This window comes from Microvirga lotononidis, assembly GCF_034627025.1.
GTDB classification, from domain to species: Bacteria; Pseudomonadota; Alphaproteobacteria; order Rhizobiales; family Beijerinckiaceae; genus Microvirga; species Microvirga lotononidis.
Window position 1 is genome coordinate 985,995 of sequence record NZ_CP141048.1, and the last position, 12,514, is coordinate 998,508.

A 12,514-nucleotide genomic window follows, 5' to 3' on the forward strand; every position below is an offset into this window, starting at 1 on the left:
CAAGAGAAGGATATTATGAAACCGTCCGCAAAATAAGACGATTGTTCTTTTTAAAGAACAATCGTAGGATCGTTTCATGACCTCGCCGCAGCACCCCGATTACCGCCTCGAAACCCGCCTCGTTCACGAGGGCCACCAACGCACGCCCTTCGGCGAGACGTCGGAGGCGCTCTTCCTGACGCAGGGCTTCGTCTATGAGAGCGCGGAAAGCGCCGAACGGCGCTTCCTGAACGAGGAGCCCGGCTACAGTTACAGCCGCTATTCCAATCCCACGGTCGATGCCTTCGAGCAGCGCATCGCATCCCTGGAAGGAGCCGAGGCGGCGCGGGCGACTGCGAGCGGCATGGCCGCCGTGACGGCCGCCATGGTCGGGCAGGTCCAGGCCGGCGACCATGTGGTGGCGGCGCGGGCGCTCTTCGGGTCCTGCCGGTGGGTGGTGGAGGATTTCCTGCCTCGCTTCGGCGTTGGCTGTACCCTCGTCGATGGACAGGACCTCGACCAGTGGCGCGCGGCGGTCCGGCCGGAGACGAAGGCCTTTCTGCTTGAAACGCCGACCAATCCGGGCTTGGACGTCATCGATATCGCGGGTGTGGCCGCCATTGCCCACGAGGCCGGCGCGACGCTGACCGTCGACAACGTCTTCGCCACGCCCCTCTTCCAGAAGCCCCTGGCCCTCGGGGCCGATTGCGTCGTCTATTCCGCAACGAAACACATCGACGGACAGGGCCGATGTCTGGGCGGCGTGATCCTGGCCTCGACCGAGTTCATCGAGACCAAGGTTCAGCAGTTCCTGCGCATGACAGGACCTTCCATATCGCCTTTCAATGCCTGGGTTCTCCTGAAGGGCCTGGAGACGCTTCCCCTGCGGGTCGAGAGGCAGACGGTCACGGCCGGCTATCTCGCGGATGCGCTCCACGACCACCCCAAGCTCCAGCGGCTGATCTACCCGGGACGCCCCGACCATCCCCAGGCGGACCTGATCCGGCGCCAGATGAGCGGCGCCTCCACGATGATCGCCCTCGACGTAAAGGGCGGAAAAGCCGGGGCTTTCCAATTCCTGAACGCTCTCCGGCTCGTCCGGATCTCGAACAATCTGGGCGATGCGAAAAGCCTCGTCACCCATCCGGCGACAACGACCCACCAGCGATTCACCCCGCAGCAGCGGGCAGAGATGAACATCCCGGACGGCCTCGTGCGCCTGTCGGTCGGGCTGGAACATCGTGATGACTTACTGGCAGATCTTACCAATGCCCTTGAGAGCGTCTGACTTCCAATTGCGATCCGGTCTCGCGCCGGCCTGATCGCAGCAGGAGCCACCCGGCAACCAGCATGGCCGCGCCCCAGGTCAGGAAACCGAGGTCCCAGTAGATCCATTGCTCCCGGGGCACGGTCTCGTTGACGTGGTGGAGGCCGAGGATCTGATGGTTGACGAGCCCCTCGACCAGATTGAACAGCCCGAAGCCGATCAGCAGCGTGCCGAAGAGCAGCTTGCTCGACCAGCTGATGTGGGTGCGCCGCGCAGCCCGCCAGAGAAGCCCCAGGCCGACGGCGACGAACGCGTAGGTGAGCACGTGGAAGAGCCCGTCCCAGAACGTGTTGACCTTTAGGTTCTCGATGCTGTCGGGCGGGTAGCCGGCAGCCGTGACGAGGTGGTGCCATTGAAGCAGCTGATGCAGGACGATCCCGTCGAAGAACCCTCCGAGGCCGAGACCGAAGAAGATGCCGGCTGAGACGGGAAAGCCTGCGCTTGGACGAGACGTCTCACTGTGCATGGCGCATCAGATCCTGGAGCATCGTGCGGAAAAGTGAATCCGGCTTTCCGCACCCAACGCGGCGCTGTTCAAAAAGTAAGCCTCACTGAGGCGGCTGGGCGGGAGCCGAGGGCGTTCTCGCCGCCGTTCCCTGCTGGGACTGCATGCGGTCGAACATTCGCAAAGCCGCGTCGACGCAGGTTTGCGTGGATTCGCGATTGCCGCAGACGACGCGAAGCTGCGTGTCGCCGCTGCGCAGGAAGAAGCGCGCTCCCCGCCCGTCGCGGCTGCCGCGGCCTTCCTCATCGTCGTCGCGCATCATCGAGCCTCGGCGGCGGTCCATGTCGCGATCCCATCCGTCACGCCTGTCGTGCCAGCCGCCGCGTCCGGCATCATCACGATCTCGCGATGATTCCTGGCTCAGGGCGCCTGTTGCAAGGCAAACGAGACCGGCGGCGAGAAGGAAAGCAGTTTTCATCGGAACCTCCACGAATGGGTGTGAACAGGCCACGGGCCTCTTGGTTCCTCACGAATTACCGTAACTGACCTATCGAAGAGCGGTCATCATGCACTGCACCTACGACTAATGTCGTAGCATTAGTATGATCTTCGAAAGTAAAAAATCGGCTCTCTTCACGCGTCGATCAGAGTTCTTCTACCCTACTTGCATGCCCTGCCAAAATGACGCACCATCGAGTAAGGAATAACGCGTGCCATCACAAGAAAACGCGATCCTTCACAATAAACAGGGGTGAGGGAGGAAGCCGTGAAGAAAGGTCATTTGTCTACGTCAAAGTCTTCGAGCGTATCCAAGCAATCGCGTCGCCGGTTCCTGCAGGTTGCCGGCTTGGGAGCAGCGGCAACGATTGCGGCTCCCCAGGTATCCAGAGCCCAGACGGCCACATGGAAATTCCAATCGACTTGGCCGAACCGCGATATCTTCCACGAATTCTGTAACGACTTCGCCAAGCGCGTGAACGACATGTCCGGCGGGCGTCTGAAGATCGACGTTCTCGCCTCCGGCGCCATCGTTCCAGCCTTCCAGCTGCAGGATGCCGTCCATGCGGGCATTCTCGACGGCGGCCACGGTGTCGCCGCCTATTGGTACGGCAAGAACAAAGCCTACGCGCTGTTCGGCACCGGCCCGTCCTTCGGTTGGGACGCGAATTCCTTCCTCGGATGGATGAATTACGGTGGCGGCTACGATCTCTACAACGAGCTTCAGAACCAGATCCTGAAGCTCAACATCGTGGGCTTCCTCTCCGGTCCCATGCCGGCGCAGCCGCTCGGTTGGTTCAAGAGCGAGGTGACGTCCGCAGATGCCTTCAAGGGCCTGAAATACCGCACGGTGGGGCTGGCCGCAGACCTCAATCGCCAGCTCGGCGCCGCCGTCACCATTCTGGCCGGCGGCGAAATCGTTCCGGCGCTGGAGCGCGGCGTCATCGACGGCGCCGAGTTCAACAACCCGTCCTCGGACTTGGTGCTCGGCTTCCCCGACGTGTCGAAGATCCTGATGCTCCAGAGCTATCACCAATCGGGCGAGACCTTCGAGCTCCTCTTCAACAAGACGAAGTACGACGCGCTCGCGCCCGAATTGAAGGCCATCGTCAAATATGCCGCGGAGTCGGAATCCGCCGACATGTCCTGGAAGGCCCTCGACCGCTACTCGAAGGATCTTGAGGCCATCCGCGCCCGCGGCGTCAAGGTGACGAAGACACCGGAATCCGTGCTGCAGGCGCAGCTCGACGCCTGGAACAAGGTCATCGACGAGTTCTCGAAGGACCCGTTCTTCAAGAAAGTGATCGACAGCCAGAAGGCCTGGGTGCAGCGCACCTATGCCTATGAGCGGTTGAACGAACCGTCGCGCGAGATGGCCTACGAGCATTTCTTCAAGGCGACCTGACGCAACAAACCGGCGCCCGACCGTTCACGCCTGAAAAGCCCTTTCCCCAGACCTGGAGCGGCGCCGCGCGTGCCGCTCCCACGACACGTCCCGAAGACTCGTGAAAAGGCTTCGATCCATGCGCTTTGCCTATCTCATCGACCGCATCAACACGTTCATCGGCAAAGCGGTCGCCTGGTCCATCGTCGCCCTGACCTTCGCCGTCTGCTACGAGGTGTTCTCGCGCTATGTGCTGCGCTCGCCCACGGAATGGGCCTTCGATGCGAGCTACATGCTCTACGGCCTGCTCTTCATGGTGGCCGGACCCTATGCCTTGGCCCGCAACAATCATGTGAGAGGCGATTTCCTCTATCGCAACTGGCCTCCCCGACGGCAAGCGGGACTGGATCTCGTGCTCTACGTCCTGTTCTTCTTTCCCGGCATCCTTGCGTTCATCTATGCCGGCCTGCCGTTCACGCAGATGTCCTGGATGATGAACGAGCATTCGATGAACTCGCCGAACGGGCCGCCGATCTATCCGTTCAAGGCGCTCATTCCCATCGTGGGCGTGTTGATGGCGTTCCAAGGGCTGGCGGAACTCATCCGCTGCATCGCGTGCCTGCGCAACGGCGATTGGCCCCCGCGCCTTCACGACGTGGAAGAAACGGAAAAGCTCATTCTCGAACAAGCCGAACAAGAAGGCCTTACGAAGGGGACTGTCTGATGCTGGCATCATGGGAGCTGGGGAATCCCGAGTTGGGCGTGCTGATGCTCGGCCTGTTCGTGGTTTTCATCATGTTCGGATTTCCTATCGCGTTCACGCTGATGGCGTTGGGCTTCGGCTTCGGCTACTTCGCCATGGGCGACATCGTCTTCGCGCTGGTTGTCCAGCGCGCCTATTCGGTGATGACGAACGATACGCTCGTGGCCATTCCGCTCTTCGTCTTCATGGGCTACATCATCGAACGGGCGAACATCCTCGACCGCCTGTTCCACTCGATCCAGATCGCCGTCGGCGGGCTGCCGGGTTCGCTCGCCATCGCGACCCTGGTGACCTGCGCCATGTTCGCCACCGCGACGGGCATCGTCGGCGCGGTCGTGACCCTCATGGGTCTTCTCGCCTTCCCGGCCATGCTGCGCGCCGGCTACGACATACGCCTGTCGGCCGGCGTGGTCTGCGCAGGCGGTTGTCTCGGCATCCTCATCCCGCCGAGCGTGATGCTGATCCTTTACGGCGCGACGGCGGGCGTGTCCGTGCCGAAGCTTTATGCAGGAGCCCTGTTTCCGGGCTTGATGCTCGCCGGGCTTTACATCCTCTATGTTCTGGTCCGCTGCGCCCTCAATCCGAGCCTCGCTCCGAAGATACCGGCGGAGAACCGGCGATATCCCCTTGTGAAGATCGTCTGGTCGCTGGGAACGTCGTTCTTTCCGCTCGCCGTGCTCATGCTTTCCGTCCTCGGCGCGATCTTCTTCGGCATCGCGACGCCGACGGAAGCCGCCGCCGTGGGCGCCCTCGGCAGTCTCCTGCTCGCGGCCGCATACCGCTCCCTCACCTTCGGCAAGCTCAAGGAATCGGTGATCCTCACCGCGCGCACATCGGCCATGGTGTGCTGGCTCTTCGTGGGTTCCTTCATCTTCTCGTCGATCTTCGCCTTTCTCGGCGGTCATCAGCCGATCGAGCAATTCGTCACGCATCTGAACCTGTCGCCCTTCTGGTTCCTGATCATGACGCAGGTGATCATCTTCGTGCTCGGCTGGCCGCTGGAATGGACGGAGATCGTCGTGATCTTCGTGCCGATCTTCCTGCCGCTCCTCGACAATTTCGGTATCGACCCGGTCTTCTTCGGCGTGCTGATCGCCCTCAACATCCAGACGTCGTTCCTGTCGCCGCCGGTCGCCATGGCGCCCTTCTATCTGAAGGGAATCGCGCCGCCTCACGTGAACATCAACGACATCTTCGCCGGCGTCATGCCGTTCCTGCTGCTCGTGATCGTCGCCATGGCGATGTTCTACACCTTTCCGGAAATCGGCCTCTGGCTGCCGCGCTATCTCTACGGCTGAGATCAGCGGACCGCACCTTCGAAGCTTCGCCGTGGAGCGGCCTTTCGAGCAACGGAACCCTGGCATCGCCTTCACGTTGGCCTCCTGCTCATGCTGCAAAAGGAGGCGATCATGAGATGTCAGTTCTGCCATCAGGATGTCGAGAATCCTTGTCATAACGCCCAGGAGATGCAGCGGCGCGCGGAAAGCCACGTGGAGCGCTGTGAACATGCTCTCCGGAGCCTGCAGGGCACGGGATCCGGCTCGCAGCGCGGCGATGCTCAACGAAACGGATGAGCCCATGTCCGGCAAGTCTGAAGGCCGTGATCGAGGATTGGCCGAGCGGAGCGTGAACACCAGCGTCGCGCCTCCGACCGAGGGCAATTCCGGGCATCGGATCCGGAACGAAGGATCCTCCGCCGACCGCCGGCTGGAAGAGAACGATCAGCGCAAGGGTCTGGACAGGACCGAGCGTCCTATCACGATGGCTGAAGGAAACCCCGAACCGTAGGAGTGTGGCAATGGCACGGAAAGCCCGGATGAGACCATCCTGGAAGAAGGCGAAAACCCGGAAGCAGAAGACCGCGGGTTCGCGCGAGGGGCGTGTGACTCAACGCAGCTGACCTCGACGAGAATTGTCGAAACGGCCCGCCTTTTGCGGGCCGTTTCTTTTTGCACGGAGCACGTTGAGCGGCTTAAACCTCGCTCCGTAACCCTATTTACATAGCCATACGAAATAACGTATATAAACGCCACATTCATGGAATCACAGTTGTGATTTTCCACACATCGGACATTCTGTTCGCCGGTGTAGTGAAAACATAAGCAAACAGCCGGGAATACTTTCAGGAGGACCTTATGACCGCGTCGTCACTCAGCTTCAGGCTTGCCGTTCTTTTCGTCATCGCCGGTATGGCGATGGGAATTGGCATGGCCGCTTCCCAGGATCATTCGATCATGCCTGCTCATGCACATCTCAACCTGCTCGGGTGGGTGTCGCTCTTCCTTTTCGGCATTTATTACGAGCGCCGGCCCGCCCTCGATAAGAGCCGGCTGGCCCTGGTCCAGGTCGCTGTATGGTCGGCTGGGACTGTTCTGTTGACCATCGCGGTCGCCGCTCTTCATCTGGGATATGAAGCTTTCGATCCGCTTGCTGGGATTGCATCCCTGGTCGTGCTCGCCGCCATGGTTCTGTTCGCCTATTTCGTCTTCAAGCCGTCCCGCGACGCCGCTTCGTCGCCGACGCCTCATCTGACGCCGGCCGAGTGACCGGCATCGTGCCGGGGCGGAACTCACCACCCCGGCACCCCGATTTCCGCGGCTGTCGAGAACGGCCTCGGCATGAGACCGGATGATGCTCAACGCCTTTTGTTGAGGGTCTGGCCGGGGGTGGCGCCGAAGACGCGGCGATAGGCCATGCCGAACTCGCCCACATGCCGGAAGCCGCAGGCCAGCGCGATCTCCGTCACCGTCACCAGCGCCGGATCGGCCGCCTGCAACGCCGCATGCGCCCGGTGCAGCCGCACGGAGCGCAGGAACATCATCGGCGTGATGTGGCGGAAGCTCTGGAACCCGTTCTGCAGGCTCCTGGCGCTCACCCCGGCCTGCGCGGCGATATCGGCCAGGGACAGCGGCTCGGCGAAATGCGCCTCGATGTAGGCCTCCGCGCGCCTGACATAGAACGGCACCGCCGCCGCCTGCGGGGCGAGCAGAGCCTGCGAGTATTCGTGCTGCTGCGAGAGCAGGAAGCCGGTGAGCAGCTGCTGCTCGAACTGGCGCCAGGCCATCGGCGAGTGCCGGACGAAGGAATAGGGGTCGGACATCTGGGCCTCGGCATAGCCGAGCAGGCGCAGCCAGCTGCGCCCGGCCGGAGTGTCGAGATCGGCCGAGACCTCGAAGTCGATGAAGCCGGGAATGTCATGACCCAGGAGCTTGGCGCAGCATTCCGCCATTGTCACGCGGCTGACGAGGAGCGCCATCGTCTCCGTTTCCTGCGCGATCCGAAATGCCCGTTCCGAGCCGGACGGCATGATGATGGCCCGGCTCGCCGAGTGGGAATAGGTCCTGCCCCTGAAGAAGAACTCTCCTGCTCCCGACGATGCCACGACGAAAGCCATCCGGTCATCCGCCTCCTCCGGCTCCAGGATCACGTCGATGTCCCGCCCGATCTGGGCATGAAAGATCCCGAGCTCGGCCTTGCCTCGGAAGGCGAGCTTCCCATTGGCATGATCGCCAGCCGACGCATTTGCGAATTTCTGCGGAGAGATGAGATTGAGGGCGTTCTCCAGCTCGTCGAGCCGCTTCGCTTGCACCATCTCGTCGATGATCTGGCTGGCCGGCGCAGGATGGAGCTGGACCGTGAAGCTCTGGGGCTGGACGTCGTGGGGCGCGATGGTAGCCATGTCTCGGCTCACGAGCCGATGCGGGAGCACGACCGGTCAAAGGCCCGGGCGGCCCTGCGGCACCCGGTTATTGGCGGGGTGCGGCACTGAATATCGTCGGCCGTGAAGACCCATCTATTACCGCGAATAGGAAGTTTGAAATTTTGTTTCTTCGAATTGACAGAAGTGGACGCGCGCTCAGTCGAGCGGAATACTATGAAACAACCTGAAGTAGCGCCCCTGAATTCCATTTTCGCTCGCTGCCTGCACTGCGAGAACTTGCAATCCTAAAGGGCCGTCGCGTCATCTACAAGGAATACCTGCGGCTGGAAACAGGCCCCAAAAGTGGATCTGCACTTCTGGGGCCGGCTCGTCAGTGGAGGCTTACCGTCGTCAGGTCGTGCGCCCAGGCATTGGCGACCGCCGCGTCGTGATTGTCGGTCAGCAGGATGGGCTCGCCGCTGGCGGACAGGAGCGCGAAGAGGCGCATGCCGGGCTGGAGCTTCGGCGCCTGCGGGAAGAGCCGCGCGACCTCGTCGGACTCGACCGGCTTCACATAGGCCATCTGGCCCAAGCCCAGGGTCGCCAACTCGGCAATGTCGAGGACCGGCTCGGAATGGTTCTTGATATCGAAATTCATGGACATCTCCTTGATGCGGATGCCGTCACACCTTGTCCGATGCGATGATGTCGATCTTGCGGATGATCCGTTCCGGCTCGGGCCGGACGAGATCGATCGACAACAGGCCGTTGGACAGGTCCGCCCCCATGACCTCCATGCCGTCGACAAGGAGGAAGGTCCGCTGGAACTGACGGGCGGCGATGCCGCGATGTAGGAAGTGCCTTGTCTTGTCGTCGGACTGACGCCCCCGGATGACGAGCTGGTTCTCCTCCAGGGTCACTTCCAGCTGGTCCCGGGTAAATCCGGCGACGGCCAGGGTGATGCGGAGGCGCTCGGGAGCGTGTTCGGTGCGAGCCAGCCGCTCGATATTGTAGGGCGGATAACCGTCTCCTGCCGCTTTAGCGACACGGTCGAGCGCCTGCTCGATCTCATCGAAGCCTAACAGGAACGGATGCCCAAAGGGCGACTGACGCGACATGTTCGAAGCCCAAGGTTGGAGGCACTTCGGTGGGTTTGAGCCCGCTCATGCGGCGCTCAAGTGGCCCCGGAAGGGGCCGCTGTCGGCAATATGGCGATGGCATCCTGCCCTATCAAGGGCTTGGCGGCGCGCGCCGCCCGGAGCCCGGAGCGACGGTTAACGGGACGGATCAGACCCGCTCCCGCCACCAGGCGACCTGCTCGGCCACGCGCACGGGCGAGGTGCCGCCGAAGCTCGTGCGGGAGCGAACGGAGTTCTCGACCCCCAGCACGTCGTAGATGCCCTGGTGGATCTTCGGCTCGACGGCCTGCATGGCCTCCAGGGGGAGCTCCTCCAGGGTGCAGCTGCGCTTCTCCGCCTCCGAGACGATGCGGCCGGTGATGTGGTGGGCATCGCGGAAGGGGATGTTGAGGCTGCGCACCAGCCAGTCGGCGAGATCCGTCGCCGTGGAGAACCCGGCGCCGGCGACCGCCGCCATGCGCTCCGGCACGGGCTCCAGGTCCTGGATCATGCCGGTCATGGCCGCGAGCACGATCTCGATGGTGTCGGCCGCGTCGAAGAGCGGCTCCTTGTCCTCCTGCGTGTCCTTCGCGTAGGCGAGCGGCAGGCCCTTCATCACGGTCAGCAGGGACACCAGCGAGCCGACGACGCGGCCGCTCTTGCCGCGCACCAGCTCGGCAGCATCGGGATTGCGTTTCTGCGGCATCATGCTGGACCCGGTGGTCCAGCGGTCGGGGAGCTTCACGAAGCCGAAGGGCGCCGACATCCAGATGATGATTTCTTCCGCCAGGCGCGACAGGTGCATGGCGCAGATGGAGGCCGCCGCCATGAACTCCAGGAGGCTGTCCCGGTCGGACACGGTATCCAGCGAATTGCGGGTCGGCCCGTCGAAGCCGAGCGCCCGGGCGGTCATGTGCCGGTCGATGGGGAAGGACGTTCCGGCAAGAGCGCCGGCGCCCAGGGGGCACTCGTTCAGGCGCTTGCGGGAATCGCGGAAGCGGCCCCGGTCGCGGCCGAACATTTCCACATAGGCCATCAGGTGATGACCGAAAGTGACCGGCTGCGCGCTCTGGAGATGGGTGAAGCCCGGCATCACGGTGGCGGCATGGGCCTCGGCCTTGTCGAGGAGCGCCCGGATCAGGATGGTGAGCTGCTCGTCCGTCCGGTCATGGGCCTCGCGCACCCAGAGTCTTGTGTCGGTGGCGACTTGGTCGTTGCGGCTGCGGGCCGTGTGCAGGCGGGCCGCCGGATCGCCGACGATCTCGCGAAGCCTGCTTTCCACGTTCATGTGGATGTCTTCGAGCGCCGTCGAGAAGGTAAAGGAGCCGGACTCGATCTCGCCCAGCACCCGTTGCAACCCCTGATGGATCGCGTCCCGGTCGCTCTCGGCGATGATCCCCTGCTTGGCCAGCATGGCGCTGTGGGCGATGGAGCCCTGGATGTCCTGGGAAGCCAGTCGCTTGTCGAAGCCGATGGAGGCGTTGATGGCTTCCATGAGCGCGCTGGGCGAAGACGAGAATCGCCCGCCCCACATGGTGTTGGCACCTGACTTTTTGGCTTCTTCAGACACGGTCGTTCATCCGATCAAGAGGGTCGGGGTGCCTTTGCCACAATTTGCCGTCTCAGGCCACCCTGCCCTCCCATTAAGCACGGTGCGCAATGTTTGCCAGTTTAAAACCAGTTGCTAGACTCGACAGCGCTTGTGTGATTTGCATTCATACTGGCGCAACAACAGGCGCTCTGATCGCCGTAAGGGAATGGCCAATGAAGCGACTTCCGAAATTCCTCCTATCCGCAGCCATGGTTGCCACGATGGCGACCTCCTTCTCCGCCGTGATGGCGGCGACCCCGCCGGACACCCTGGTCCAGGCCTGGCAAAGCGACGACATCATCTCGCTCGACCCAGCCGAGGTGTTCGAGATGAATGCATCCGAGATCATCGGCAACACCTATGAGCGCCTGATCACCTACGACATCAAGGACGTGTCCAAGATCTCCGGGCAGGTCGCCGAGTCCTGGACCGTGTCTCCGGACGGCAAGACCTACACGTTCAAGATCAAGCCCAACCGCAAGTTCGCCTCCGGCAACCCGATCACCGCCGAGGACGTGGTCTACTCCCTCCAGCGCGCCGTGGCGCTCGACAAGTCCCCCGCCTTCATCCTCGGCCAGTTCGGCCTGACGAAGGACAACATGAAGGACAAGATCAAGCAGACCGGCCCGCTTGAACTGACCTTCGAGGTCGACAAGCCTTACGCCCCGACCCTGGTGCTCTACTGCCTCGGTAACTCGGTCGCCTCCATCGTCGACAAGAAGCTGCTGACGCAGAACGAGAAGGACGGCGACTGGGGCTACAACTGGCTGAAGACCAAGTATGCAGGCTCCGGCCCCTACATTATGCGGGACTGGAAGGCGAACGAGGTCCTCGTTCTCGAGCGCAACCCGAACTACGAGCAGAAGACGCCGCTTGCCCGCGTGATCTACCGGCACATCAAGGAGACCGCGAGCCAGCGCCTGCTGCTCGAGAAGGGCGACGTCGATGTGGCCCGCAGCTTGAACCCCGAAGAGATCGCAGCCGTCTCCAAGAACCCGGACATCACGGTTCAAAGCGCTCCGAAGGGTACGGTCTATTATCTCGGCCTGAACCAGAAGAACCCGAACCTGGCCAAGCCCGAGGTTCGCCAGGCTCTGAAGTACCTGGTCGACTACCAGGCGATCGCCGACACGATCATGAAGAGCAAGGGTGAGGTTCACCAGAACTTCCTGCCCAAGGGCTTCCTCGGCGCCGAGAGCAACAATCCGTACAAGCTCGACGTCGCCAAGGCCAAGGAGCTTCTCGCCAAGGCCGGACTGAAGGACGGCTTCTCCGTGACCATGGACACCCGTTCCACGGCGGAGATCACGGGCGTCGCTCAGGCCATGCAGGCGACTTTTGCCCAGGCCGGCATCAAGCTCGAAATCCTGCCGATGGATTCCAAGCAGGCCCTGACCAAGTACCGTGCCCGCCAGCACGATATTTATATCGGCAACTGGGGCTCGGATTATCAGGACCCGAACTCCAACGCCGACACCTTCGCGGCGAACGACGACAACTCGGACAACGCGAAGGCCAAGCCGCTCGCTTGGCGCAATGCCTGGGATCCGGGTCCGCTGACCGCCAAGACCCGCGCCGCCGTGATGGAGCGTGATGCCGAGAAGCGCGCGCAGATGTACAAAGAGCTGCAGAAGGCGGTTCTCGACGATGGTCCGTTCGTGATCTTCCTGCAGCAGACTGAAGTCGCGGCCGTGCGCAAGAACGTACAGAACTTCGTTCTCGGCCCGTCGTTCAGCGACAACGATGTGTCCCAAGCGAAGAAGAACTGA

Annotated in this window: 13 protein-coding genes; 7 read left to right on the top strand and 6 right to left on the bottom strand. The window is 62.4% G+C overall.

Annotated features, from left to right (window positions below; genetic code table 11):
• The first annotated feature begins 76 nt into the window (after window positions 1–76).
• Window positions 77–1,267 (top strand): O-succinylhomoserine sulfhydrylase, encoded by a 1,191-nt coding sequence (locus U0023_RS04640; RefSeq protein ID WP_009763507.1) that lies wholly within the window; start codon window positions 77–79, stop codon window positions 1,265–1,267.
• Here U0023_RS04640 and U0023_RS04645 read toward each other — a convergent pair.
• Together U0023_RS04645 and U0023_RS04650 are read right to left on the bottom strand one after the other, a co-directional pair.
• Window positions 1,242–1,772 carry a DUF2243 domain-containing protein gene (locus U0023_RS04645; protein WP_009763506.1) on the bottom strand — a complete coding sequence of 177 codons (531 nt, stop codon included), beginning with the start codon at window positions 1,770–1,772 and terminating at the stop codon, window positions 1,242–1,244. The two genes, U0023_RS04640 and U0023_RS04645, sit on opposite strands and share 26 nt — an antisense overlap.
• 82 nt (window positions 1,773–1,854) lie before the next feature.
• A complete protein-coding gene (locus U0023_RS04650) occupies window positions 1,855–2,229 on the bottom strand; it encodes a hypothetical protein (RefSeq protein WP_009763505.1) in 375 nt (124 codons plus the stop codon).
• A 288-nt stretch (window positions 2,230–2,517) separates the two neighbouring features.
• On the opposite strand from U0023_RS04650, the gene U0023_RS04655 reads away from it, so the two are divergent.
• The 5 genes from U0023_RS04655 to U0023_RS04675 all read left to right on the top strand — a co-directional run bounded on the left by U0023_RS04655 (window position 2,518) and on the right by U0023_RS04675 (window position 6,942).
• Window positions 2,518–3,654 (top strand): TRAP transporter substrate-binding protein, encoded by a 1,137-nt coding sequence (locus U0023_RS04655; RefSeq protein WP_009763504.1) that lies wholly within the window; start codon window positions 2,518–2,520, stop codon window positions 3,652–3,654.
• A 118-nt stretch (window positions 3,655–3,772) separates the two neighbouring features.
• Window positions 3,773–4,357: a TRAP transporter small permease subunit gene (locus tag U0023_RS04660; protein ID WP_009763503.1), complete on the top strand. Its 585-nt coding sequence runs from the start codon at window positions 3,773–3,775 to the stop codon at window positions 4,355–4,357.
• On the top strand, window positions 4,357–5,694 hold the full coding sequence (locus U0023_RS04665; protein WP_009763502.1) for a TRAP transporter large permease: 1,338 nt from the start codon (window positions 4,357–4,359) through the stop codon (window positions 5,692–5,694). Before U0023_RS04660 ends, U0023_RS04665 begins: the two co-directional genes overlap by 1 nt.
• Window positions 5,695–5,974: 280 nt before the next feature.
• The gene (locus U0023_RS04670; RefSeq protein ID WP_154661139.1) at window positions 5,975–6,184 is read left to right on the top strand and encodes a hypothetical protein; all 210 of its coding nucleotides are present in this window, start codon (window positions 5,975–5,977) and stop codon (window positions 6,182–6,184) included.
• A gap of 347 nt (window positions 6,185–6,531) precedes the next feature.
• Window positions 6,532–6,942 (top strand): hypothetical protein, encoded by a 411-nt coding sequence (locus U0023_RS04675; protein WP_009763499.1) that lies wholly within the window; start codon window positions 6,532–6,534, stop codon window positions 6,940–6,942.
• A gap of 89 nt (window positions 6,943–7,031) precedes the next feature.
• Here the strand turns inward: U0023_RS04675 and U0023_RS04680 are convergent, their stop codons facing one another.
• From U0023_RS04680 to argH, 4 genes are all read right to left on the bottom strand, one after another.
• A complete protein-coding gene (locus U0023_RS04680; RefSeq protein ID WP_009763498.1) occupies window positions 7,032–8,075 on the bottom strand; it encodes an AraC family transcriptional regulator in 1,044 nt (347 codons plus the stop codon).
• A 352-nt stretch (window positions 8,076–8,427) separates the two neighbouring features.
• Window positions 8,428–8,694: a BQ00720 family protein gene (locus U0023_RS04685; protein WP_009763497.1), complete on the bottom strand. Its 267-nt coding sequence runs from the start codon at window positions 8,692–8,694 to the stop codon at window positions 8,428–8,430.
• Window positions 8,695–8,719: 25 nt separating this feature from the next.
• Entirely contained in the window at window positions 8,720–9,154 is a 435-nt protein-coding gene (locus tag U0023_RS04690; RefSeq protein ID WP_009763496.1) for an Hsp20 family protein, read from the bottom strand.
• A gap of 169 nt (window positions 9,155–9,323) precedes the next feature.
• Window positions 9,324–10,688, bottom strand: coding sequence for an argininosuccinate lyase (gene argH / locus U0023_RS04695; protein WP_009763494.1), 1,365 nt, complete (start codon window positions 10,686–10,688; stop codon window positions 9,324–9,326).
• Window positions 10,689–10,918: 230 nt separating this feature from the next.
• Between argH and U0023_RS04700 the strand changes: the two genes are divergently transcribed.
• A complete protein-coding gene (locus U0023_RS04700) occupies window positions 10,919–12,514 on the top strand; it encodes an ABC transporter substrate-binding protein (RefSeq protein WP_009763493.1) in 1,596 nt (531 codons plus the stop codon).

Excerpts from the sequence above, each read along its gene's own strand:
- U0023_RS04700 (WP_009763493.1), top strand. The coding sequence starts at position 10,919 with ATGAAGCGACTTCCGAAATTCCTCCTATCCGCAGCCATGGTTGCCACG.
- U0023_RS04640 (WP_009763507.1), top strand. The coding sequence starts at position 77 with ATGACCTCGCCGCAGCACCCCGATTACCGCCTCGAAACCCGCCTCGTT.
- U0023_RS04680 (WP_009763498.1), bottom strand. The coding sequence starts at position 8,075 with ATGGCTACCATCGCGCCCCACGACGTCCAGCCCCAGAGCTTCACGGTC.
- U0023_RS04670 (WP_154661139.1), top strand. The coding sequence starts at position 5,975 with ATGTCCGGCAAGTCTGAAGGCCGTGATCGAGGATTGGCCGAGCGGAGC.
- U0023_RS04645 (WP_009763506.1), bottom strand. The coding sequence starts at position 1,772 with ATGCACAGTGAGACGTCTCGTCCAAGCGCAGGCTTTCCCGTCTCAGCC.
- argH (WP_009763494.1), bottom strand. The coding sequence starts at position 10,688 with ATGTGGGGCGGGCGATTCTCGTCTTCGCCCAGCGCGCTCATGGAAGCC.
- U0023_RS04675 (WP_009763499.1), top strand. The coding sequence starts at position 6,532 with ATGACCGCGTCGTCACTCAGCTTCAGGCTTGCCGTTCTTTTCGTCATC.
- U0023_RS04685 (WP_009763497.1), bottom strand. The coding sequence starts at position 8,694 with ATGAATTTCGATATCAAGAACCATTCCGAGCCGGTCCTCGACATTGCC.
- U0023_RS04650 (WP_009763505.1), bottom strand. The coding sequence starts at position 2,229 with ATGAAAACTGCTTTCCTTCTCGCCGCCGGTCTCGTTTGCCTTGCAACA.
- U0023_RS04665 (WP_009763502.1), top strand. The coding sequence starts at position 4,357 with ATGCTGGCATCATGGGAGCTGGGGAATCCCGAGTTGGGCGTGCTGATG.
- U0023_RS04660 (WP_009763503.1), top strand. The coding sequence starts at position 3,773 with ATGCGCTTTGCCTATCTCATCGACCGCATCAACACGTTCATCGGCAAA.
- U0023_RS04690 (WP_009763496.1), bottom strand. The coding sequence starts at position 9,154 with ATGTCGCGTCAGTCGCCCTTTGGGCATCCGTTCCTGTTAGGCTTCGAT.